This window comes from Clostridium sp. 001 (genome assembly GCF_019056555.1).
In the GTDB taxonomy this organism is placed as follows: domain Bacteria; phylum Bacillota; class Clostridia; order Clostridiales; family Clostridiaceae; genus Clostridium_B; species Clostridium_B ragsdalei.
Window position 1 is genome coordinate 4149200 of sequence record NZ_CP020473.1, and the last position, 25829, is coordinate 4175028.

Annotated in this window: 20 protein-coding genes; 11 read left to right on the forward strand and 9 right to left on the reverse strand. The window is 31.5% G+C overall.

Annotated elements, in window-relative coordinates; genetic code table 11:
• Positions 1 to 29: 29 nt before the first annotated feature.
• The 7 genes from B5S50_RS19350 to B5S50_RS19380 form a co-directional block, all read right to left on the reverse strand.
• On the reverse strand, positions 30 to 1115 hold the full coding sequence (locus B5S50_RS19350) for an endospore germination permease (protein WP_217302604.1): 1086 nt from the start codon (positions 1113 to 1115) through the stop codon (positions 30 to 32).
• A gap of 33 nt (positions 1116 to 1148) precedes the next feature.
• Positions 1149 to 1367 carry a hypothetical protein gene (locus tag B5S50_RS19355; RefSeq protein WP_065079406.1) on the reverse strand — a complete coding sequence of 73 codons (219 nt, stop codon included), beginning with the start codon at positions 1365 to 1367 and terminating at the stop codon, positions 1149 to 1151.
• A 28-nt stretch (positions 1368 to 1395) separates the two neighbouring features.
• The gene (locus B5S50_RS19360) at positions 1396 to 2580 is read right to left on the reverse strand and encodes a Ger(x)C family spore germination protein (RefSeq protein ID WP_065079407.1); all 1185 of its coding nucleotides are present in this window, start codon (positions 2578 to 2580) and stop codon (positions 1396 to 1398) included.
• Positions 2581 to 2612: 32 nt separating this feature from the next.
• Positions 2613 to 4214: a spore germination protein gene (locus B5S50_RS19365; RefSeq protein ID WP_217302605.1), complete on the reverse strand. Its 1602-nt coding sequence runs from the start codon at positions 4212 to 4214 to the stop codon at positions 2613 to 2615.
• 59 nt (positions 4215 to 4273) lie between these two features.
• On the reverse strand, positions 4274 to 4471 hold the full coding sequence (locus B5S50_RS19370; RefSeq protein ID WP_217302606.1) for a hypothetical protein: 198 nt from the start codon (positions 4469 to 4471) through the stop codon (positions 4274 to 4276).
• Between the two features lie 30 nt (positions 4472 to 4501).
• Complete coding sequence (locus B5S50_RS19375) at positions 4502 to 5587, reverse strand: GerAB/ArcD/ProY family transporter (protein ID WP_217302607.1); 1086 nt, start codon at positions 5585 to 5587, stop codon at positions 4502 to 4504.
• 314 nt (positions 5588 to 5901) lie between these two features.
• Complete coding sequence (locus B5S50_RS19380) at positions 5902 to 6132, reverse strand: DUF6143 family protein (RefSeq protein WP_217302608.1); 231 nt, start codon at positions 6130 to 6132, stop codon at positions 5902 to 5904.
• A 664-nt stretch (positions 6133 to 6796) separates the two neighbouring features.
• Here B5S50_RS19380 and adhE (B5S50_RS19385) point away from each other — a divergent pair.
• Positions 6797 to 9409 carry a bifunctional acetaldehyde-CoA/alcohol dehydrogenase gene (adhE, locus tag B5S50_RS19385; protein WP_065079412.1) on the forward strand — a complete coding sequence of 871 codons (2613 nt, stop codon included), beginning with the start codon at positions 6797 to 6799 and terminating at the stop codon, positions 9407 to 9409.
• A 173-nt stretch (positions 9410 to 9582) separates the two neighbouring features.
• Here adhE (B5S50_RS19385) and B5S50_RS19390 read toward each other — a convergent pair whose 3' ends face one another.
• Complete coding sequence (locus B5S50_RS19390; RefSeq protein WP_217302042.1) at positions 9583 to 10968, reverse strand: IS4 family transposase; 1386 nt, start codon at positions 10966 to 10968, stop codon at positions 9583 to 9585.
• A 314-nt stretch (positions 10969 to 11282) separates the two neighbouring features.
• Here B5S50_RS19390 and adhE (B5S50_RS19395) point away from each other — a divergent pair, with 314 nt between their 5' ends.
• From adhE (B5S50_RS19395) to B5S50_RS19435, 9 genes are all read left to right on the forward strand, one after another.
• Positions 11283 to 13916, forward strand: a complete 2634-nt coding sequence (gene adhE / locus B5S50_RS19395) for a bifunctional acetaldehyde-CoA/alcohol dehydrogenase (protein WP_065079413.1) — start codon at positions 11283 to 11285, stop codon at positions 13914 to 13916.
• Positions 13917 to 14282: 366 nt separating this feature from the next.
• Complete coding sequence (locus B5S50_RS19400; RefSeq protein ID WP_217302609.1) at positions 14283 to 16496, forward strand: ATP-dependent helicase; 2214 nt, start codon at positions 14283 to 14285, stop codon at positions 16494 to 16496.
• 737 nt (positions 16497 to 17233) lie between these two features.
• Entirely contained in the window at positions 17234 to 17380 is a 147-nt protein-coding gene (locus B5S50_RS19405) for a hypothetical protein (protein WP_154105016.1), read from the forward strand.
• Between the two features lie 23 nt (positions 17381 to 17403).
• Positions 17404 to 18648 carry a group II intron reverse transcriptase/maturase gene (gene ltrA / locus B5S50_RS19410; RefSeq protein WP_065079461.1) on the forward strand — a complete coding sequence of 415 codons (1245 nt, stop codon included), beginning with the start codon at positions 17404 to 17406 and terminating at the stop codon, positions 18646 to 18648.
• A 16-nt stretch (positions 18649 to 18664) separates the two neighbouring features.
• Positions 18665 to 19174 carry an IS200/IS605 family transposase gene (gene tnpA, locus B5S50_RS19415; RefSeq protein ID WP_254306627.1) on the forward strand — a complete coding sequence of 170 codons (510 nt, stop codon included), beginning with the start codon at positions 18665 to 18667 and terminating at the stop codon, positions 19172 to 19174.
• A 396-nt stretch (positions 19175 to 19570) separates the two neighbouring features.
• A complete protein-coding gene (locus B5S50_RS19420) occupies positions 19571 to 20299 on the forward strand; it encodes an AAA family ATPase (protein ID WP_065079462.1) in 729 nt (242 codons plus the stop codon).
• A gap of 123 nt (positions 20300 to 20422) precedes the next feature.
• Positions 20423 to 20686 carry a DUF1858 domain-containing protein gene (locus tag B5S50_RS19425; RefSeq protein WP_217302610.1) on the forward strand — a complete coding sequence of 88 codons (264 nt, stop codon included), beginning with the start codon at positions 20423 to 20425 and terminating at the stop codon, positions 20684 to 20686.
• A gap of 683 nt (positions 20687 to 21369) precedes the next feature.
• Positions 21370 to 21903, forward strand: coding sequence for a rubrerythrin (gene rbr / locus B5S50_RS19430; protein ID WP_065079464.1), 534 nt, complete (start codon positions 21370 to 21372; stop codon positions 21901 to 21903).
• A gap of 97 nt (positions 21904 to 22000) precedes the next feature.
• Positions 22001 to 23743 carry a cell wall-binding repeat-containing protein gene (locus B5S50_RS19435; RefSeq protein ID WP_217302611.1) on the forward strand — a complete coding sequence of 581 codons (1743 nt, stop codon included), beginning with the start codon at positions 22001 to 22003 and terminating at the stop codon, positions 23741 to 23743.
• A gap of 83 nt (positions 23744 to 23826) precedes the next feature.
• Here the strand turns inward: B5S50_RS19435 and rodA are convergent, their stop codons facing one another.
• On the reverse strand, positions 23827 to 24936 hold the full coding sequence (gene rodA, locus B5S50_RS19440) for a rod shape-determining protein RodA (RefSeq protein WP_065079466.1): 1110 nt from the start codon (positions 24934 to 24936) through the stop codon (positions 23827 to 23829).
• Positions 24937 to 25076: 140 nt separating this feature from the next.
• Between rodA and B5S50_RS19445 the strand changes: the two genes are divergently transcribed.
• Complete coding sequence (locus tag B5S50_RS19445) at positions 25077 to 25808, forward strand: HAD-IA family hydrolase (RefSeq protein ID WP_065079467.1); 732 nt, start codon at positions 25077 to 25079, stop codon at positions 25806 to 25808.
• The last annotated feature ends 21 nt before the right edge of the window (positions 25809 to 25829 follow it).

Consider the following 25829-nt stretch of genomic DNA (forward strand, 5'->3'; position numbering starts at 1 on the left):
AGTCCACTTTAATTGTAAAATTTTAGTTTCTAACTACCTAATTTTCTAGCCCAGGCTATGATAAAGGAGATAGAAGGAAATAAGATTATATATGGGATAACATATATAGGATATATAGAAGACGCTACATATGCATGATCTGCTGGTGAACTGAACATGATAATTGAAAATATAATGCTTATAATTCCAACAGGAGTAACTAAAGGTTTATAAGACTGTAATTTGAAAAATTGGGCTATGGATAGAACTGTTGCATAATAAAAGATACATGTTTTTACAAATTCATTAAATAATAGTATTAGTGCAATTAATATTTCCATTCTCGTAATAATTTCTCCCACATTTATTGATCTTACTACTTGATAAGATGGAAGAAAATGAATAGAACTTATATTCCCAAGCATTGCTATATTTCGCAAGATAACACTTAAAAAAAATATACTTCCTGCAATTAAACCTATAAAAGCATATTTTTTTACTTTTTTTATATCATTAACGTGTGGAAAAATCATTAGAAATACAACTATTTCACCAAAAGGAATAGATATCATAAGATTGGTTCCTTGAACAAATTCTTTTAAGTTTATTTGAAAAAGAGGTAAAAAATTTGATAAATGCATATCTTTAATAGTAAGTATTGTAATAAATACATCCGTAATAATTGATACTATACCTAAGATGAAACTAACCCTAGCTATAACTTCCAATCCTTTTTTTAGAGTATATATGCAAGTTATTGTAAGTATTACTATAAATACACTAATATCTACTTCTGTAAAAAGATATGTAGAAAAAAAGTCTGCAGTAAATCTGAAATTAGCTGAGACTACATACCAAAAGTAGGAAATATATAATATAGATATAATTTTTCCTAAGCAGGGCCCATACAATACATTGTTTATCTCTATCAAATTTTTATCAGGAAATCTTTTATTTAAAGATGTATAAATTAATAAGAAAGGCAGCATTATAGTAAAGCCTGCTAATAAGACTATCCAAGTATTTATTTTTGTTATTCCGCTTATAAAAGCTGCAGTAAGTGTAGAAGCTTGAAGTAAACCAATAATTAAAAATGATAATTGGGAGCCTGATATTGTACCTTTTTCAATTTCCATGAAAAGTCACTACCTCTATAATAAAAATTAGTTTTATTTATAATTTAAATGCAATAAATCTTTCACTACAAATTCCATGCCTTTTACAGGATTAGGAATAGGTATGCCTAAGATATAGGATAGGCTTAGTATAAAAGCTATAATTAAGAATATAGAAAATATTTTTAATTCACGCCAATATTTATTTTTAATCATCTCCGGAACTTCGTAAAATGTCATACTTATAAAAATGATTATCAATAAAAATATCATTTTTTATACCTCATTATAATTAGTAATGTTAATCTTTAGACATAATGGGTTTAGTAATTCTGCCTGTTCGTCTCAATTTTGCATCTACATTTATGCTTACAGGAATGTTTTGAAAAGTTTCTTCCCAGTTTTTTTCAATCTTAGTCCAATGACCAGGATAATGTTGATATATAGCATCTCCAAAACCCAATATATCTGCATTTAATCTTCGAGATTTTTTTAATGCAAGCATTATTTCTTTTTTTATAGTATCTTCCTCACGTTTTTCAAGAATTGAAAAAGCTTTTGGATTTGATAAGTCTTCAGAAGAGAGTTGCTCTTGCAAATCTCCTTCTTGCTTAATTTTTATTTGTATACTTAGGACGCCCTCTTTTACTTGTGGAATTATTTTACCTGTTGCGTGAGTTGTTATTATGTTTACTTTGTCATTGATGTTCTTATTTGATGCATCTATACTGACAATTCCATCCTTCATTTTATTAGTACACCATAAGAGTCCCCGGGTTTCTTTTTCATTAAGGCTTCCAACCATCTTGCCTTTTTTAAATACTGCTGTTTCTGAAAGGTATGCTATTTTTCTATTATTGTCATTTGAAATTTCAACTATAGGTGCAGTGGGCGCTGTAGTTTTACTCATCAATTTAGATGAAAAGTCTTTTAAATTTACAGCTGGTATCTGAGATACTTGCTGTTGGTTTTTAATCAATTCTCCTATATTTCTTCCAGGAGTGGCTTCAAGTTCTGGTTTTACATTTAATATTTCACTAGCAGGCTGTTTAGATACTAAAATCCATGTCAAGAGACGAGTTTCACGATATCGCAAGAAGAAATCCATGTAATTTTCAATACTCTCTTCTGCAAAGTCTTTTCCGAATATAACCACTTGATTATGTGAAAAAAATAAATTACGATTTAGTTTACGATTAAAAGCTTTTGCTGTATCGGAGATACTTTTCCCCTTTTCTTTTAAATTTAAGTAACCGGTATTATTTGATCCAGCATCCTTTCCTTTTGAAGAACTTTTAATACCTGATACATTAGCTAGTTGAACAGTCATTTCTACAGGATAGCCATCTTCTTTTCCTTTGTCAATTCCCATTCCTATTACTATGGCTAATTTATTTAACTCATGGGCACTCCAACAAGAAGTTAAATTTAAAGATACCAAAATACATATAATTATTTTTATTACTGCATTTATGTATTTTTTCATTAGATTCACCTCATAAAAATGTGATGGTATTTCTAATTGCTATTTTCTTTTAATGGTGGTTCTGGTTTTGATCCTGGTTTTTGTCTTCTCAAATTGTGCCACCCTATAGTTTTAGGTCTAGTAGACATATTCCACAAGTTAGTTCTTATGAAACTATCTTTTAAGTCTTCTTTGTTTAATGGGGCAAGAGGAGCTAAATATGGGGTGCCAAAAGATCTTAAAGATGCGATGTGTACAAGTAAAATCAATATGCCAATACCAACCCCAAATATACCTAGCATTCCAGCTAATATAAGAAATATCATTCGTAAAATAGCAGCTACATCTGTATACACAGGAACTACAAAACTGGATACAGCTGTTAATGCTACTACAATAACCATAAGGCCTGATACTAATCCTGCTGTTACGGCAGCTTCACCTATTACTAAAGCACCTACAATGCTTACTGTCTGACCTACTGGACGAGGTAATCTAACGCCTGCTTCTCTTAAAATTTCAAAGGTTATTATCATAAGGCCAGCTTCCATAACTGCTGGAAAAGGAACTCCTTCACGACCTGCTGCCATAGTAAATAATAAAGTAGTAGGTATTAATTCTTGATGAAAGGTGGATAACATTACATAAGTAGCCGGAGAGAATATACTTATGAAAAAGCATAAAAATCTTAAAATTCTTAAAATACTTGCAAAATAGGTTCTAGAATAATAGTCTTCTGAACTTTGAAATCCTTCAATAAAGAGCATTGGTATAGTAAGTACAAAAGGAGTACCATCAACTAAAATAGCAGCTCTTCCTTCTAATATTTTGGCAGCTGCTGTGTCTGGTTTTTCCGAATTGCCTATAGTAGGGAAAATGGAATAAGGGGCATCTTCTATAAATTGCTCAATATATCCTGACTCCAAAATAGCATCTGTATTAATTTTATTTAATCTTTGCTTTATTTCTTTTATAAGCTTAGGATTAACAATTCCCTTTAAGTAAACAATGCATATACTGGTGTTTGTTTGAGTTCCAATTTCCATTGTTTCAAAGGTTAAATTAGGATTTTTGATTTTACGCCGCAAAAGTGTCATATTTGTGGCCATAGTTTCACAAAAACCTTCCCTAGGCCCTCTTACTACAGCTTCAGTTTTAGGTTCTTCTACACCGCGGGTTTCCCATCCCTTTGAATGAATAACTAAAGCTTCTTCACAGCCGTCCATCAGAAATATGGTATCACCAGATAAACAACCATCTATTATTTGATTTACTAATGCAACTTGTTTAACATTTCCAACAGAAAGCATACAGTTTTTTATAACGCTCATACTGTCTAGCTTTAATTTATTTTCTAAATTGCACAGCTTGCTGTCGTACATAAAAGGTTTAATTATAAGTTCATTTATAGTTGCTTTTTCTGTCATACCTTCTAAAAATATAATTGCAGCATTTATTTGAAGTTTAGAACCAAAGGAAAATTGACGGTAAATTATATCACTGCTTGAACCTAAAATATTTTTTAAAACATTTAGATTATCTTCAAGGCTAGTAGAAAGTTTTGGTTGTGGAATTTTCCCCTTTGAATTTTCACCGCTTACATTAGTATTTTTAAGCTGCATGAATTTAAACTTTTTATATATATAATTAAACACTTTATTTACCTCTATTTTTATTTTATAGCATTAGTATTTGTTTACTGACAGGACATTATTCATTGTTCATTTTTCTTCTCAGATGTCTCTTTGCCGAAGGTATCATTATTGTATTTTATTCCTAAGAGGTAGAGAAAAAGCTGGCAAAGTAATATTCCTACTACCACAACAGTATACGACCAAGAAAGTATAACCATTAAGGTAGGATAAAACCCTCTTCCTTCTAATGCTTTTTTAAAAAATTCTATAATCCACATATTTTTACCACCTTGAAATAATATTTATACTTATAATTTAGCTCTTTTCTTTTTTATCCAATAAATCATTAATAGCAGAAGTGGAAATATATTAGAATAAATTATGGTAAAATAATGAACATTAAAGGGAAACATCCATATATGATAGGCATAACTAGGTTCAAATGCAACAGAAAACCAGAGCAAAAAAATACTAAATAAAATAAGAGTTAATTTATAAGTTTTTAGTTTAAATATAGTAGTTAACATTGTAATAATGGCATATAGGTATATAGACATTTTGAAAAATCCCCCAAAAAATATAATAATTATACCTATAGTATCTATATTGGTTATTATATTTCCTATATTAATTAACCTTAAGGTTTCTACAAAAGGTATGGTTGCAATGGAAGTAAACTTAGGACCCAATACTGTAATATCGATTATTAAAGAAAAGCAAAGAAGCATTCCTGAATATAAAACTGCTTTTGCTGTAGTTTTTCGTACAGAACTTTTATCATTAGAATAATGCCAATACATTAAGAAGATAAAGATTTCTCCAAAGGGGAACATTACTACGCTGGGTAGGGTTTGCAAAATAGGTTTAATGCCATTTCCTAAAACTGGTGCTAATTTTTTAAAATCTACATCTCCTGATATATAAATCAATATGTATATACTTAGCATAAATATTATAAGAATAGGAAATATTATTTCACTTGCACGAGCTAAAGTTTCAACCCCTTTTAATAGAGTATATACACTAACAGACAGGAATAGAGAAAGTATAATCCATAATGGAGTTTCAGGAAGAGTTGTCAAATTTATTAGTTCACCAAATTCTCTAAGATTACGAGCTGTATGCCAAAGGCAATCTAATATGTAAAATAAAATAAGAGGTATGCCAAAAGATTTCCCTAATATGGAGATAATTATTTCAGCATAATTTTTATCAGGAAATGCATTTTGAAGTTCTGTGTAGATCCATACAAATACTAAGCCAATCAATAATGCAATTAAAATGACAATCCATGCATCTTGTTTTGCATTGATACCTAGAGCAAAGAGCGTAGTACTTCCCACTTCAAATATAAACATTAATGTAAATAGTTGGTGGTTACTTAAGTTTGTCATGGTAACTCCTCTAAAAAAATTCTTCATATTACATGTTTTTAGTTATATATATCTTAACCAATGAAATTTTTAGTATGTATAATAAACAGAATTCTAAGCATCAGATGGAGTTTTAACTCCACCTGACGCTTAGAAATCGTTATCCAGGGACGTAGCTGCTCTTTACTCCCACTTGGAGAAGTGGGAGTATTAGAGCAGCTAGTCATCGGATAAAGTGCTTTTTAAGTATTTTTGATATTGTATTTTTAAATTAAGTGAACTGAACCTATATTATAAGTCCAGTTCACTTAATTTAAATCTATATAATAGCTAAATTATAGAGGTTCCTCCCACCAGCCTAAGGCAACATCAGTTTTAATATGCTGACTACCAGGAGAATGCAGATATACGATGAGTGATCCTCCTGAAGGTATGACAATTTTACCATAATAATTTCCCACTACTGTGGAATTTGGTTCCACAATTCTGTTAAATAAACTTATTCCACTGGAAGGTGAGTGTTTTACATGCTGCGCAAAACTCAATAAAATGTTTTCATTTTCCATAAATATGACCTCCTAGCATTTAGTATTATTTTATGTGAATATAGCTGTAGGAGTGTAACATTTGTGCAAGATTTCCATAAACGGTGTAATGTATTTATTTCTTTTAGGATAAAAAGTGCAAAAAATATGAACAAAAGTAGAGTTCCTATGTATTAAATTGTAAGATATCCACTAAAAAATAAAATTATAATAAAAAAATGCAAAAAAATAATTGACAAGATATAAATAATTATGCATAATTATATCATGATAACAATTAGTTAAGCATAATTACATATATATGAATATAATATGACATCTTAGAAGCATATCTTTCGTTAGTAATAATATAATTTCCTTTAGAAGAAAATGATTTATTTAAAATAAATAGTGTAATGTTTTTATAATTTTCGGAAAATTCCCAAATTTAGCATACTAGGCACGGTAAAAATAGCTGGAATAAGTGCCTACTATTATTTATTGATACATAGAGAATTCCGCTCTTTGCATTTTATCTAACATCAAGGGGTTTATTTGTCACAAAAAATGTAAAAATAAAACAAAGATGTAAGGAAATTCTATGATATAAATTTTGTAAACATAATAAATTGACTTTGATAAGATTGGAAGAATGATAGTTAATACTTAGAACTGCTAAAAATTAGAAAAGAGGTGTCGTTAATTAATGAAAGTTACAAACGTGGAAGAATTAATGAAAAGACTAGAAGAGATAAAGGATGCTCAAAAGAAATTTGCTACATATACTCAAGAACAAGTGGATGAAATTTTTAGACAAGCAGCTATGGCAGCCAATAGTGCTAGAATAGAACTAGCTAAAATGGCAGTGGAAGAAAGCGGAATGGGAATTGTAGAAGACAAGGTTATTAAAAATCACTTTGCCTCAGAATATATATATAACAAATATAAGGATGAAAAGACCTGTGGAGTTTTAGAAAGAGATGCAGGCTTTGGTATAGTTAGAATTGCGGAACCTGTAGGGGTTATTGCAGCAGTAGTTCCAACAACTAATCCAACATCTACAGCAATCTTTAAATCACTAATAGCTTTAAAAACTAGAAATGGTATAATTTTTTCACCGCATCCAAGGGCAAAGAAATCAACTATTGCAGCAGCTAAAATAGTACTTGATGCTGCAGTTAAAGCTGGTGCTCCCGAAGGAATTATAGGATGGATAGATGAACCTTCCATTGAACTTTCACAGGTGGTAATGGGAGAAGCAAATTTAATTCTTGCAACTGGTGGCCCGGGTATGGTTAAGGCTGCCTATTCTTCAGGAAAACCTGCTGTAGGAGTTGGCCCAGGTAATACACCTGCTATAATTGATGAAAGTGCCGATATTAAAATGGCAGTAAATTCAATATTACTCTCAAAAACTTTTGATAATGGTATGATTTGTGCCTCAGAGCAGTCAGTAATAGTTTTAGACTCAATATATGAGGAAGTTAAAAAAGAATTTGCTTATAGGGGAGCTTATATATTGAGTGAGGATGAAACAGATAAGGTTGGAAAAATAATTTTAAAAAATGGAGCCTTAAATGCTGGTATTGTAGGACAAAGTGCTTTTAAAATAGCACAGCTGGCAGGAGTGAACGTACCAGAAAAAGCTAAAGTACTTATAGGAGAGGTAGAATCAGTAGAACTTGAAGAACCATTTTCTCATGAAAAGTTATCTCCAGTTTTAGCTATGTACAGGGCAAGAGATTTTGAGGATGCCATTGCAAAAACTGATAAACTGGTTAGGGCAGGTGGATTTGGACATACATCTTCATTATATGTAAATCCAATGACAGAAAAAGCAAAAGTAGAAAAATTTAGTACTATGATGAAAACATCAAGAACTATAATTAACACACCTTCATCTCAAGGTGGTATAGGTGACATATATAACTTTAAGCTAGCTCCTTCGCTGACGCTAGGCTGCGGATCTTGGGGAGGAAACTCTGTATCCGAAAATGTTGGGCCTAAACATTTATTAAACATAAAAAGTGTTGCTGAGAGGAGAGAAAATATGCTTTGGTTTAGAGTGCCTGAAAAGGTTTATTTCAAATACGGTAGTCTTGGAGTTGCATTAAAAGAATTAAAAGTTATGAATAAGAAGAAAGTATTTATAGTAACAGATAAAGTCCTTTATCAATTAGGTTATGTGGACAAAGTTACAAAAGTTCTTGAGGAACTAAAAATTTCCTATAAAGTATTTACAGATGTAGAACCAGATCCAACCCTTGCTACAGCTAAAAAAGGTGCAGCAGAATTGCTGTCATATGAACCGGATACAATTATATCAGTTGGTGGTGGTTCAGCAATGGATGCAGCCAAGATTATGTGGGTAATGTATGAGCATCCAGAAGTAAAATTTGAAGATTTAGCTATGAGATTTATGGATATAAGAAAGAGAGTATATGTTTTCCCTAAGATGGGAGAAAAAGCAATGATGATTTCAGTAGCAACATCCGCAGGTACAGGATCAGAAGTTACTCCATTTGCAGTAATTACAGATGAAAAAACAGGAGCTAAATATCCATTAGCTGATTATGAGTTAACTCCAAACATGGCTATAGTTGATGCAGAACTTATGATGGGAATGCCAAGAGGACTTACGGCAGCGTCAGGTATAGATGCATTAACTCATGCACTGGAAGCTTATGTATCAATAATGGCTACAGAATTTACCAATGGATTAGCCCTTGAAGCAGTAAAGTTGATATTTGAATATTTACCAAAAGCTTATACAGAAGGTACAACTAATGTAAAGGCAAGAGAAAAAATGGCTCATGCTTCATGTATTGCTGGTATGGCTTTTGCAAATGCATTCTTAGGGGTATGCCACTCTATGGCACATAAATTAGGAGCACAGCACCACATACCACATGGAATTGCTAATGCACTTATGATAGATGAAGTTATAAAATTCAATGCTGTAGATGATCCAATAAAACAAGCTGCATTTCCTCAATACGAGTATCCAAATGCCAAGTATAGATATGCTCAGATAGCTGATTGTCTCAACTTAGGAGGAAATACAGAAGATGAAAAGGTGCAATTATTAATAAATGCTATAGATGATCTAAAAGCTAAGTTAAATATTCCAGAAACGATTAAAGAAGCAGGAGTTTCAGAAGAAAAATTCTATACTACTTTAGATAAAATGTCAGAATTAGCTTTTGATGATCAATGTACAGGAGCTAACCCAAGGTATCCACTAATAAGTGAAATAAAACAAATGTATATAAATGTTTTTGATAAAACTGAACCAATTGTAGAAGATGAAGAAAAGTAATTATTAAATAAGATAGAAATGGTGTTCAAATAAAATTTGAACACCATTTTTATTTTTAAAGAGCAATTATGAATAATAATAACATAGAAACAAACAATAAAAGTGAGAATCTTGTTTATCCGATGACTACTCGCTCTAATACTCCCACTTCTGCAAGCTATACATTGCACACATCATTGGTAAGAAATTGGTAAACGAGCTGCAATCCAACCTTGTGCAATATCATTAAGGCGCATTAAACCACGCCATATAACTTTTACACCTGGCTGACCATCGCTTTTACGACCAAGAAATCCACCTAATTTAGCTATCATAAGTACAGCTTCCTGTAGTGTTGGAGGCTGAGTTGGTGGAATAGGTACTCGATTAATTACGCAATGGAGTGCTTGCCACTCATGATCTTGCAGAACTATATCGCATATTGCTTCTGGATTTTGCTCAGATTCGAGCTTTAACCAAAGAAGCTTCCATGCCACTATAGAATATATTGCAAGGGCGTTTTGCAAGCTTTCTGAGGTCTCTAATTGGAGTTCCTCAATATTACAACCACTTTTTAAAGTATAATGATAACGTTCAATTTTCCAACGTTGCCTATACCATTTGATTTTTTCAACTGCTTGTTCAAGGCTTTTTACAAGCAATGTTGTTATAAGAAGCCAATATATAGGTTTAACTCCTTTGGGAGAATTTATCTCCTCTGCCAAAACTAAATATAATTTAAGATTAGGTAATAACTTTGAATCTTTACGATTAACTGGAGGTTTTATTGTAACAGGGCAATATTTGATAGATAATGTAGCTTCTCTAGGTGGACGTTTGTTTTCAGTGTCTCTAGGTATGTTTGTAAGGATTTGACCCATTACAGGACTACTCTCAATTTCTTGAATTAGATGCTTCCCGTTTTCGAGAACTCTCCTTTTTTGGGTGACTCTTACGAGCAAATCTCTTTCTTCCGATACTGCTTTATGGAAGAAATCATAAACGTCAGCTTCACGATCACAAACAGTAACTACATTTATGTATTGTGGAACATCTTTGAGACTTGAATCTAAAGCGTCAAGCCACTTTTGACTTTCTTTATCTGATGTAGAGCGTTCACGTTTGGTAACCCGTTTCCCAAGTTTTTTTGGATCACGTGTCCATACATGTCTTGATAAAATACCAAGAGGGATACCTTCTACTGTTACTGCAAGGGTAGTATGATTTAACAACCCAAGGTCATATTCTGTGTTACCACATATACCTAAACCTCTAGTTGCAGGATGATCTTTATAATCTAATGTGGTGGTATCTTGTATTGCCAAGACAGTGTCATACTTTTTCATACGCTCGATAGTTTGTTCTCTATGGCTCATTAGGATTGCCTCCGGTTTAACTCTATTGTTACTAAAGAATCTGTATGTTGCCTGTGTTGCAGCATAGCTTTTACATGACTGAGGTATTGAACTTTCAGGGTTTTTGTAGAAAGAATTAGCTATTTTAGTTAACCTTTCATTTAGTCTATTATCTGCAAAAGGTGCATCATTAAATTCCTGTAGTACCCAATCATTAGTATGCATATAAGCCTCCTGAAATATTTAATCTTATATGCATATTAATATATTTATTTATCAATGTTCAAATGTATGTTTTGGCTCTGTATACGTTACTTACCAATTAAATTCCAAACTTATGTGCAATGTATAGCTTCTGCAAGTGGGAGTAAAGAGCGACTACGTCCCTGGATAACGATTTTTCCTAAAGGATAACGTCTTCTAAGTGCTGAAGCACTAAGAATACTGTTAATAAGCATCAGGTGGAGTTAAAACTCCATCTGATGCCAAGAAATCTGTTTATATTTAACAGCATGAAAAATAAGAAAGAGGTGTCATTAATGAAGGTAACTAAGGTAACTAACGTTGAAGAATTAATGAAAAAGTTAGATGAAGTAACGGCTGCTCAAAAAAAATTCTCTAGTTATAGTCAGGAACAAGTGGATGAGATCTTTAGGCAGGCAGCTATGGCAGCCAATAGTGCTAGAATAGATCTAGCTAAAATGGCAGTGGAAGAAAGCGGAATGGGAATTGTAGAAGACAAGGTTATTAAAAATCATTTTGTTTCAGAATATATATATAACAAATATAAGGATGAAAAGACCTGTGGAGTTTTAGAAGAAGACCAAGGTTTTGGTATGGTTAGAATTGCGGAACCTGTAGGGGTTATAGCAGCAGTAGTTCCAACAACTAATCCAACATCCACAGCAATCTTTAAATCTTTAATAGCTTTGAAAACTAGAAATGGTATAGTTTTTTCACCACATCCAAGAGCAAAAAAATCAACTATTGCAGCAGCTAAGATAGTACTTGATGCAGCAGTTAAAGCTGGTGCTCCTGAAGGAATTATAGGATGGATAGATGAACCTTCCATTGAACTCTCACAGGTGGTAATGAAAGAAGCAGATTTAATTCTTGCAACTGGTGGCCCGGGTATGGTTAAGGCTGCCTATTCTTCAGGAAAGCCTGCTATAGGAGTTGGCCCAGGTAACACACCTGCTGTAATTGATGAAAGTGCTGATATTAAAATGGCAGTAAATTCAATACTCCTTTCAAAAACTTTTGATAATGGTATGATTTGTGCTTCAGAGCAGTCAGTAGTAGTTGTAAGCTCAATATACGATGAAGTCAAGAAAGAATTTGCAGATAGAGGAGCGTATATATTAAGTAAGGATGAAACAGATAAGGTTGGAAAAACAATTATGATTAATGGCGCTCTAAATGCTGGCATTGTAGGGCAAAGTGCTTTTAAAATAGCACAGATGGCAGGAGTGAGTGTACCAGAGGATGCTAAAGTACTTATAGGAGAAGTTAAATCAGTAGAACCTGAAGAAGAGCCCTTTGCTCATGAAAAGCTGTCTCCAGTTTTAGCTATGTACAAAGCAAAAGATTTTGATGAAGCACTTCTAAAGGCTGGAAGATTAGTTGAACGAGGTGGAATTGGGCATACATCTGTATTATATGTAAATTCAATGACGGAAAAAGTAAAAGTAGAAAAGTTCAGAGAAACTATGAAGACTGGTAGAACATTGATAAATATGCCTTCAGCACAAGGTGCTATAGGAGATATATATAACTTTAAACTAGCTCCTTCTTTGACGCTAGGATGTGGTTCCTGGGGAGGAAACTCTGTATCAGAAAATGTTGGACCTAAACATTTATTAAACATAAAAAGTGTTGCTGAGAGGAGAGAAAATATGCTTTGGTTTAGAGTACCTGAAAAAGTTTATTTCAAATATGGTAGTCTTGGAGTTGCATTAAAGGAATTGAGAACTTTGGAGAAGAAAAAGGCATTTATAGTAACGGATAAGGTTCTTTATCAATTAGGTTATGTAGATAAAATTACAAAAAATCTCGATGAATTAAGAGTTTCATATAAAATATTTACAGATGTAGAACCAGATCCAACCCTTGCTACAGCTAAAAAAGGTGCATCAGAACTGCTTTCCTATGAACCAGATACAATTATAGCAGTTGGTGGTGGTTCGGCAATGGATGCAGCCAAGATCATGTGGGTAATGTATGAGCATCCAGAAGTAAGATTTGAAGATTTGGCTATGAGATTTATGGATATAAGAAAGAGAGTATATGTTTTTCCTAAGATGGGTGAAAAAGCAATGATGATTTCAGTAGCAACATCCGCAGGAACAGGATCTGAAGTTACTCCATTTGCAGTAATTACGGATGAAAGAACAGGAGCTAAATATCCACTGGCTGATTATGAATTGACTCCAAACATGGCTATAATTGATGCAGAACTTATGATGGGAATGCCAAAAGGGCTTACAGCAGCTTCGGGTATAGATGCATTAACCCATGCACTGGAGGCGTATGTATCAATAATGGCTTCAGAATATACCAATGGATTGGCTCTTGAAGCAACAAGATTAGTATTTAAATATTTGCCAATAGCTTATACAGAAGGTACAACTAATGTAAAGGCAAGAGAAAAAATGGCTCATGCTTCAACTATAGCAGGTATGGCTTTTGCCAATGCATTCTTAGGGGTATGTCACTCTATGGCACATAAATTGGGAGCACAGCACCATATACCACATGGAATTGCCAATGCGCTTATGATAGATGAAGTTATAAAATTCAATGCTGTAGAGGCTCCAAGGAAACAAGCGGCATTTCCACAATATAAGTACCCAAATGTTAAAAGAAGATATGCTAGAATAGCTGATTACTTAAATTTAGGAGGAAGCACAGATGATGAAAAAGTACAATTGCTAATAAATGCTATAGATGACTTAAAAACTAAGTTAAATATTCCAAAGACTATTAAAGAGGCAGGAGTTTCAGAAGATAAATTCTATGCTACTTTAGACACAATGTCAGAACTGGCTTTTGATGATCAATGTACAGGAGCTAATCCAAGATATCCACTAATAGGAGAAATAAAACAAATGTATATAAATGCATTTGATACACCAAAGGCAACTGTGGAGAAGAAAACAAAAAAGAAAAAATAAACATATAATAAATTGAATATAGTAAACTAAAAAGGACATATTTATAATATGTTCTTTTTAGTTTAATACTCAATTTTTGCACATAAGAAATTAACTTAATATAAAAAAATTTGCGAAGCAATAGTTTTAATTAATAGTTAAAAATGAAGAATTAATAGTTAATGTGGATTTTTTCCGTTACACTACAAAAAATCTTTGATTAAGCTTTTCACCACTCGTTTTGCTAAAGCGAAACATTGTTGATTTATATAAATTTAAAGATTTTTGCGAGAGCTAAAAATCATCCTTTACTATTAATTTTTCATTATTAATTCTTAACTTGCGAAGATTAACTTCGCAGTTTAATATTGTTTAGGTGGTTAAATTATGAATCTGGAAATGTTAAAAATAGAGTTTAAGTATTTGAGAGATAAAATACTTGAAAGGCAATATGAACATCTTGATCCTATGCAAAGAAAAGCGGTTTTAAATGGTGAAAATAACTGTATTGTCATTGCTTGTCCTGGAGCAGGAAAGACCCAGACTATTATTAATAGAGTGGACTACTTGTGTAGATTCGGACCTATATATAATACAGATTATGTTCCCAATTGTATAAAGACTGATGATTTACAGATTATGAAGAAATATTTAAAGGATGGTTCCTTTAAAGACGTGACTGCAGTAAACAAAATTGAGCATTTGTTAAATGGCAATAAAATAAATCCACAGAACATAATTGTTATAACTTTTACTAGGGCAGCGGCCCTCAATATGAAAAGCAGATACATATCTATAGGAAATAAAGAAAAATCACCTTTTTTTGGAACATTTCACTCCCTATTTTATAATATATTGAAAAAACACAATAAAGAAATAAATATTATAGATCCTTACAAGGCACATGAGATAGTTAAAAGTGCACTTATGTATTATCTGGACTTTATAGGAGAAGAGAAAGTAAAGGAAGTTTTAAATGACATATCTCTTTTAAAAAATAGTGAAACTAACATAGATTTATTTAAAAGTAAAATTGACAAAAGTGTATTTTTAAAATGTTTTAATGAATATGAAAATTATAAAGCTAGAAATAAGCTTATGGATTTTGATGATTTACAGTTAAAAGTTAAAGATATGTTTCTAAATCAAAAATGTATTCTAGAGAGTTATCAGAATTTGTTCAAGTATATTTTAGTTGACGAATTTCAGGACTCGGATAACCTCCAAATAGAACTTTTACAACTAATAGGAAGTAAGGGCTTTATATTTGCAGTAGGAGATGAAGATCAGTGCATATATTCTTTTAGGGGATCTAAGCCAGAGTGCATGGTAAATTTTGATAATTATTTTAAAGATGGAAGAAAAATTTACCTAAAAATAAATTACAGAAGTGTTAAAAATATAGTTGAATTGTCCAAAAAGATTATATGTAATAATAAAAATAGGAATGTAAAACTTATTGAAAATAACAAAAAAAATGAAGGAAATATAAGGTTTAAGATATTTGAAAGAGAAAAAGAACAGGCCGTTTTTGTATCAAATTTAATCAAAGAAATTATAAACAAAGGAAAATATCAATATAGTCACATAGCTGTATTTTATAGAACTAATCTAGAATCAAGAAGTATAATAGATGCTTTTTTAAAATACAATATAAAGTTTAAACTTTTGGATGGTCAGTATAACTTCTACGAACATTTTATATGTAAGGATTTAATAGCATATCTTAAATTGGCTGTAAATATGTGTGATAAGAACAGTTTTATGAGAATAATAAATAAGCCTTTTAGATATATTGGGAAAGTAAATATAAAAAAAGTTATAGATAATAGAATAAAAGAAAATTGCTTTGATATTTTAAGGCAAGTAGGTGATTTACCCATTTTTCAGCTTAAAAATATAACTGTGCTTGAAAGAAATATTAAAAAATTAAACAGGATGAAGAAGCAGGATAGAGTAGATTATATATTGGACAAATTAGATTACATGGATTATTTAAAAAATTACTGCATGAAATTAAATAGGGATATGGATGAACTTCAAGATATTATAGGAGAGTTTAAGGAAGCTTGTGAGGAATTTGATAGTATAGAATTATTTCTAGATAATATTGAAAAGGTGGGGCAAACTTTAGAGAAAGTTGAGAAGAAAGATAATGCAGTTACTTTGAGTACTATTCACGGCGTGAAAGGTATGGAGTTTGAGAATGTGTTCATAATAAACTGCAGCGAAGGATTAATTCCTCATGCAAATAGCATACAAAATAACCTGGAAGAAGAAAGGCGGCTTTTTTATGTAGGAGTTACAAGAGCCATAGATAATTTGACTTTATGTTATTCAAGTACTATTAGGAAAAAGGCAGTAGATGTATCCAGGTTTATAGAGGAATGTGACTTGTTAAATTCGGGAGAACTTATGAAAAATTGCGGTTTAGAAGTAGGAGACTATGTAGTTCACAAAGTGTTTGGAAGTGGGAAAATAATAGATAAGGGAGATAATTGCTTAAAAGTATTATTTTCAGATAATAGAGAGATAGGATTTGACTTTTCTGTTCTTTATAATGGACAGTTGATGAAGGATGCTGCCAGAAAATGTTTGTGATTAAAGGTAAGTGTAGCCTAGTTTATAAGTAAGTTTCTATTAATTTCATATATAACCAGTAATAAATACTAGATGAAATAATTTAAATATTATATATTTGTTATGTAAGAAATATACATCACATATATGCTGTTTTAATAACAGCAGCCCATTTAATCATTTGAGGTCAGTATGAAAATACTGACCTCATTTCACTTGTCAAGAAAACCACCGGTAATGCCGGTGGATAAAAGGGCTTAAGCTCTGAACAATAAAAAACCCCCTATGATATAATTTGAACGACTGACAATCGCAAAAATTAAAATATCATAGGGAGGTGTCGTTATGGGAAACGACATAGAAAGCTTATCACATAGTGTGTCCTGAATGCAAAAGACAATGAAAAAAGAGAAAAATGTCAAAGACAATGCTTTTCAAAAGATGGAAGTAGGCCTTCCATGGTCGGTATACAGGTGCAGATCATAAACCACCCATGGGTGCTGTAATCAAAAGTTATGGTGCTGAGCGCATGAGGAAAAGGCAGCGGAAAACTGTCAGGTGTATGCCATGAAGCTGAACGAAAGTGAAGAGCTGATTAAGCATCGTTAAGACTTTAAAGTATAGTCGAAACTGAGGTATTGTGTGGACTTCAGGATAAGTCTGACGGGAACCTGTTTACTGGTCAGATGGCTATCGGTGTAGAGGCTACAGGAGCATGGTATAGGCTTTTGAAAGGAACAGGAGAATCTTGAATATCTATGTTAATCGAAAAATTTGAGTTGCCAAAGTACGAGAGTGAAAGTAGAAAAGAGATGTTCAGGTGCGGAAGAATTCGTAGTAGTGATGAAATTGCTGTAATGGGAATGGAGCAAAGGAATTCTATTATCTTAACTTCTGAAATATAACAACCAGAAATGGGAGGATTAAATTGATAGAAGGGAAATCATTTAGAATCACGAAAAAGGAAGTGTTAATGGCATACAAGCGTGTGAAAGCGAACAAAGGTGTCGGGGGAATTGATGGTGTAAGCTTCGAAGAATTTGATAAAGATTTTAAAAACAATATGTATAAACTATGGAATAGAATGGCATCTGGAAGTTACTTTCCTAAGGCTGTTAGAGGAGTTGAAATACCTAAAAAGAATGGGAAAGCAAGGCTTTTAGGAATACCAACAATTGAGGATAGGATAGCACAAATGGTTGTAAGGAGTAGATTTGAACCAAAAGTAGAAAAGATATTTTTAAAAGAATCTTTTGGGTATAGACCTTATAAATCTGCACTAGATGCTGTAGGGATGGCAAGGAAAAGATGTTTTAGAATGCCTTGGGTTATTGAATTTGACATAGTTGGCTTGTTTGACAATATTAGTCATGAGAAACTGATGAAAGCAGTCAAGATGCATACGCAGGAAAAGTGGATAATTTTATATATAGAGAGATTCTTGAAAGCACCAATACAAATGCCTAATGGAGATATTAAGGATAGAAAATCTGGAACTCCGCAAGGTGGAGTCATAAGTTCAGTTTTGGCAAATCTGTTTATGCATTATGCTTTTGATATATGGATGGCTAAAGAATTTCCAAGGAACCCCTGGGAAAGGTATGCAGATGATGGAGTAATACACTGCCTTAGCAAAAAACAGGCACTATACATAATGGATAGTTTATCAAAAAGAATGAAAGAATGTGAATTAGAAATACATCCAGATAAAACCAGAATAGTCTACTGTAGAAGTGAAAATTTTAATGAGCATTATAGAAATGAGTCATTTAACTTTCTAGGATATACATTCCGAAGTAGATGCTGTAAGAGCCGTACTGGTGAATATTTTACTGGCTTTACGCCAGCAGTTGGCAAAGAAGCAGGAAAGAGTTTCCGAAATAAAATACGAGAAGCAATAATAAATGCTAATACAACATCAATTGAAATCTTGTCTGAAATATTGAATCCAATTATACGAGGATGGATGAACTATTTCTTGAAATACAATCCAAGTGAAGCATTTAGGCAAGGAATTAACTACGTGAATCTAAGACTGGCGAGATGGTTAAGAAGAACTCACAAGAAAGTGAAAAATGGGATTCATAAAGCACAGATATTGTTGAAGAGAATCGCAAAAGTGATGCCGAATTTATTTTACCATTGGTCAGTGGGCTATATGCCAGTGACTTGATAATAAGAGCCGTATGATGGGAGACTATCAAGTACGGTTCTGTGAGAGACTAGGGGTGAGAATCCTCTTGCCTACTCGACCAAAATGGAGGTGTCAATATCATATAGTGTTTGCACCAAAATATAGAAGGCAAATAATATATGGGAAATATAAGGTACAAATAGGGAAAATATTAAGAGAGATATGTATAAGAAATAATGTAGAGATAATAGAAGCAAATGCATGTATAGATCACATACATATGCTTGTAACAATTCCACCCAAAATAAGTGTATCAAAGTTTATGGGAATACTTAAAGGAAAAAGTAGCTTAATGATATTTGATAGATTTGCAAATTTGAAATATAAATATGGAAATCGTCATTTTTGGTGTAGAGGTTATTATGTAGACACAGTTGGAAGAAATAAAACAGCAATAACAAAGTATATACAAAATCAATTACAAGAAGATCAAATTGTGGAACAAATAAGTATAAAAGAATATATAGATCCGTTTACAGGTGAGCAAGTAAAAAGAAGAAAATAAGCAGCCACCAAGGGTGGCCGCTGGAAATGTTTTGCGATTGGCGGTCTATTCAGGGCGCGAGTAGCGCTTGCCAGTACCATGCCCTTATAGGGCTTAATCAAGCCATCAGCTTAGCTGGTGGTACTTGACTATAAGTAGAACAACATATGATGATTTAAGTGATTCATCAAATTTAACGAATGGCTGAAATACAATACCCGCAGCATCATTACCCAAGTTAAATTTAGTATAACGCTTAAAGAGTATTACAAATATGTACAGGTCGTTTAAAACGTCTTGGAAATTTAAATCACATAAATGAAATGTAGTTTATGGAATAGTAAGACAATATTGACTCATAATTAAATTGATAAACACATATGAGATAGATATAATAAACAATATGGAGGGAATAAAATGAATCGGAACTATTTTATAAGAGAAATTCAATTAGATACAAAAAAAGTAAATTCGTTTTCTGAATATCCATATTGTTTACCAGTAATAAAAAATTTATCAACTATAAAATTTCACCCTAAAGTAACATATATAATAGGTGAAAATGGGACTGGAAAATCTACCATACTTGAAGCAATTGCTATAGCATGTGGTTTCAATCCTGAAGGTGGGTCTAGAAATTTTAACTTTTCAACAAGAGATACCCACTCTGATTTGTGGCAAAATTTAAAATTGATTAGAGAAACTAAAATACCTAAAGACGGTTTTTTCTTAAGAGCAGAAAGTTTCTACAATTTAGCTTCAAATATTGATGATATAGATGTTACTGATTCATATGGTGGGAATTCATTACATTCACAATCTCATGGAGAATCTTTTATGTCATTAATTATGAATAGATTTAGAGGAAATGGTTTATATATTTTAGATGAACCAGAAGCTGCTTTGTCTCCAACAAGACAAATGGTTCTAGTTTCAAGAATGCATGATTTAATTAAAAATAATTCTCAATTCATAATTGCTACTCATTCGCCAATAGTATTGTCTTATCCAGATTCTATAATTTATCAATTGGATGATAGATTAAGAAAAGTTAATTATGAAGATACCGAGACTTATCAGATAATGAAATCATTTGTTAATAATCCTAAAAAAATGTTGGATATACTTGGAGTAATGGCAAAGTAATTTTTATATGTTATAAAGTAATTGAAATTAATTTATTGATGTGAAGTATTTATACTTGATGTTTTATGCTGCATTAGACATATTAAATGGACAAGACCAATGTTTAATAAGGAGATGTGTATTATGGAAGTCGATCGAAAAACATTAATAAAGGATATTGTTAATATGGGGCCTAGGGCAATAGAAATATTAAAGAATTTTGGTATGGGTTGTATTGAATGCCCTTCATCTCAAAATGAGAGTATAGAAGATGCTGCTGCAGCTCATGGAATCGACGTAGAGAATTTAATTCAAAGTTTGAATAAAATTCCATTAAGGGAGAAAATAAAATGGAAAATAGAAAAGAAGATTGAGGATGTTATGAAGTCACGATACAATATTAAATAATGCAATTGTAGAGATTAGTTATTTTAGATTTTTGATATCTTCTATAAGATAAACAGAGTTCTTGGCATCAGATGGGGTTTTGACTCCACACCTGATGCTTATTAACAGTATTCTTAGTGCTTCAGTACTTAGAGACGTTATCCTTTAGGAAAAATTGTTATCCAGGGACGTAGCTGCTCGCAACGTACACTTGGAGAAAAGCAGATATCCCAAATCTTTGATTTGGTGATAGTCGCTTTCGCTGTGTGCAAGCAGATATCCCAAATCTTTGATTTGGTGATAGTCGCTTTCACAGGGTGCGTGGGAGTATTAGAGTAGGTGGTCATCGGATAAAAATAAAACCAACACTTTAGCACAATATCATAAATTTAAGGAAACCTGATCAACATTTTTGTTTATCAGGTTTCCTTAAGTTTATCCGATAATTCATCGAATCCGCGTTAAATTATGTAATTATTTGAAAATTTTTATATGTTTTTTAGCTAATAAATGGTATAATAATAGTAAAGCATTTTTATTGGAGAAAATATTAATATGTAATTGTATTTCAAAACTAAAATAAATTAGTACAATATGTTAGATAAGGTAAAACGTTGAACTAATAATAAAGCATAATAATTGGACTTGCTTATATAGAGAGTCCCTAAAAATAGATTTAATCAATTAAATTGGAGGGGTATAAAATGGAATTAAAGGGAAGCAAAACAGAAAAAAATTTGTTGTCTGCATTTGCAGGTGAATCTCAAGCAAGAAATAAGTATACATATTTTTCTTCAGCTGCTAAAAAAGAGGGATATGAACAGATTGGTGAAATATTTCAACTTACAGCTGATAATGAAAAAGAGCATGCAAAGATTTGGTTTAAACTTTTAAATGGTATAGGTAATACTTCAGAAAATCTGAAATCTGCAGCTGGTGGAGAGAATTATGAATGGACTGAAATGTATAAAAAATTTGCAGAAGAAGCTAAGCAAGAGGGTTTTAGTGATATCTCTAGATTATTTAGTATGGTAGCAGAAATTGAGAAACATCATGAAGAAAGATATAATGAACTTTTAAAGAATATAGAAGAAAACAAGGTTTTTAGTAAAAGTGCGAAAAAGGTTTGGATATGTCGTAACTGTGGATATGTTTACATTGGTGAAAACGCACCTAAAAAATGTCCTGTATGCTCACATCCTGAATCATACTTTGAAATAGAAAGTAAAAATTGGTAGTAGTATAGTACTAAAAAACATCGTATTATTCAATTGAATTTTACGGTGTTTTTATATTTGTAAAACAAAAATATACATTTCAGGAGATGTTACATTAATGAATAAAAGGATTATGAAAATAATTGTATTTGCAGCAGCTTTTTTATTTATAGCACCTTTGTATAGAGTTTCTGCACAATCTTCAAAGTATTACAATGTTACTAGAATATGTGGACAAGATAGATATGAAACTTCTATTAATATCGCAGGCCAATTTAATCCTACAGTAACGGATAATATAATAATAGCTGACGGTAAGAGTTTTCCAGATGCATTAGTTGGAGCGCCGCTTTCAAAAAAATTAAATGCACCTATTTTGCTTGCAGATGATTTTAATAATGGATGTGAATATGAAAGCTTAGATTACATAAGTAAACATTTATCAAAAGGTGGAACTATTTATTTACTTGGTGGGGAGGGTTCAATAAGTAGTAATATAGTAAATGAGCTTAAGCAATATGGATATAAGAATATTAATAGATTGGGTGGCACAAATAGATTTGATACTAATAATATTATAGTAAATGAATTGAATGTTGCAAAAGGCACACCTGTAGTTATAGTTAATGGATTTGATTTTCCTGATGCACTTAGTATATCAGGTATAGCAGCATCTAATGGGTATCCTATATTTATGAGCCAAAATAACAGTATACCAGAAAACATAATTGATAAGATATCTTCTATAAGTCCTTCTAAGGTCTATATAGTTGGTGGCAGTGGAGTATTAAGTGATGATATTAAGAGTCAATTAAAAAATAATGTACCTAATATGAATGATGAAAATATTATAAGAATTAGTGGAAAGAATAGATATGATACATCCTTGAAGGTAGCGAATTATTTTAAGCTAGATTCCAAATATGCAGTACTTGCAAATGGAGAAAATTTTCCTGATGCTCTGTCAGGAAGCACGTTAGCTTCAAAATTAAACGCACCAATAGTACTTACAGATGGTCAAAATGCTGACATCCAAAAAAGTTATATAGATTCTTTGAATTGTAATAATGTTGTCATTTTAGGTGGACAAGGGGCTATATCTTCAAATATAGAAAATAGTTTTAATGGTATAAAGTTGGATGTTGGTGGAATTTTTCAAGGAGAAAAGATTATTGATTTAAAAACTGTAGATATAAATAATGACGGGAAACTTGAGAACATTATACTTACCAATAATATAAATGATAGTGGTAAAGTTAAATTATATGTACAAGATACTTCAAATGGTAATGTACTTGCATCAAAAGTTGTAGGTGATAGTGATTGCGTACATGGACAAATTATGCTGGCAGATATGACAGGGGATGGATCACCTGAAATAATATCTATAGCGTTAGAAGGGGGAAGTAGTGGAGGCGAAACTTGCGATGTTGAAACTATGGATGGAAATAATTTGACTAAAATAGATAATTATAATGATGGTGAAAAGCCAGGATTACAGATTGGAAGTATGAGCGAGGATAATTTTTCATTTCAATTAAATGGATATGATACTTTTGGTATGTATTCAAAAAATTTCAATAAAAGTTGTTCAGTGAATTTAGAGAATGACAGACAAATGCAAAATGCTAAAGTATATGGAAGAGGAGTACAAGCTTGGATGGGACATGGACCGGTATATTATTTATATAATATAGATAATAGTGGTACTTATGGACTAAAGGTTTATGAAGATGTATCTGGTAGTTGTCATGCTGATGTACTAGGAGGATTTAATGCTTATTATAAATATGAAGATGGTATTATGAAACTTACTAATTTAGATTTTAATAGTCCATATTCTATGACAGAAACTAATTAAATGATATATATTTTTAAATTTAAGAACTTATAGAAATATAGGTTCTTTTTTGTACAAAAAATTGGAAGTATGACTAAAACAATTTAAATATTAAAATATTTTCTCATACTTATATTTAAAACTAAGGCTAATGAGATAAAATTAGCTAAACTAGAACTCCCTCCATAACTTACAAAGGGAAGAGTTATTCCTGCAATAGGCATAATTCCAATAGTCATACTGATATTTTGAAATACAGAGAAAATGAGAGAAGCTGCTATACCTATACATATAAATCTTCCTAGAGAATCTTTTGATTCTTTTGCTGACTTTATGATTCTATATATTAATATGCCATATGCTGCTAAAAGTATTGTAGATCCAATGAGTCCCCATTCCTCTCCAATGACAGAGAATATAAAATCCGTATGTACTTCGGGAATGTATCCACCAGATACTTGAGCACCTTTTAGAAATCCTGCTCCATGTAATCCTCCAGAACCTACTGCTATTAAGGATTGTGTAAGCTGGAAACTAACATCCTGTTGGTATGCTCCAGGGTTGATAAAAGAGGTTATTCTCTGCTTTTGATATTCCTTTAGAATTCCGCTAAACCAGATAATAATGCATAAGGGTATTGAAGAAGCAAATCCTATTATTATAGACTTTAAATTTAGACCAGCAATGAAAAAGATACAAAAAACTATAAATAAGTATATTAGTGCCATACCTAAGTTAGGTTGTATTATTATTAAGAAAATTGGTATAAAGGCATAAAAACACAGTATTAAAAAATTTTTTAAGTTATTTATATTGCAATCTATTTCTTCTAATTTTTTTGCAATAATTAATATTAATCCTATTTTTACAAATTCAGCCGGTTCTAGAGCTCTATTTCCGATTCTTATCCATGAAGAAGCACCTTTTATTGCCTTACTGGTTACATCATTAAATAGTAGAACTCCCACACCACCCCAATATATTAAATTGGCATATTGAACTATAGTTCTATAATCAATAAGTAAGATTAGAAAAATTACTACTGTACTCAATATAACCCATAATAACTGTAGTTTGGTATAATAATAATTAGACTGATTATATGTGGCACTATAAATGTTCATTATGCCAAAAAAGGATATTGCGATTGCAACTAACAGCGTAGTTACATCTAAATTTTTATATATTTTTTTATTTATTAAAAGCTTGTACATTTTATCACCCGTAGAATATTGCATAAATTTTCAACAAAAACAATATTATTCTAACATATAATTGTTAAAATAAGATGTAATAATCATTATATTTTAATGAAGGAAAAGTTTTGAATATTTAATAAAATAGGGAGATTATTATGAATACAAATATTGAGGCAATTTTATTTGATTCTGGACGTGTGTTAAATTATCCTCAGTCTGGCAATTGGTTTATAACACCTAATTTTTTTAAATATGTTGATAAAAACGTATTTAACAGCATTTCAAGGCATAGAAAGAAACTCTCATTTAAAAAAGCATATGATTATATAAATTCGTGCAAGTTAATTAAAACGCAAGAAGAAGAATGTAGGCATTTCGTTGAATATTATAATATATTTTTTAAAGGATTTCCTGAATTAAATTTAAGTACGGATGATGTGGAAAGTGTTGCTAAAGACTTAGTGTACAACCCCAAAAAGTATGTGTTCTTTGATGAAGTAGCAGGTGTAATTAGTATGCTGAGTAAAAAATATAAATTAGGAGTAGTATCTGATGCATGGCCATCTTTAAATAGTGTATTTGAAGCAGTAAAATTGCGAAAATACTTTTCTACATTTATTATTTCGTCAATGCTAGGAGTTACTAAACCTGATAGTATTATGTATCAAACTGCATTGGATGAATTGGGTGTGCTGCCTCAAAATACAATATTTGTTGATGATAACTTAAAAAACTGTATTGGTGCAAATAAACTTGGTATTCATTCAGTTTTGTTATGTAGGAATAAGCGTGAGTATATTTTAAATAAAGTATTAAGTATAGGAAAAAAATACGATGTTGTAAATAACCTTCAGCAACTAAATACACTAAAATATATGAGAAATTAATTAAAAAATGGCTATTTGTAG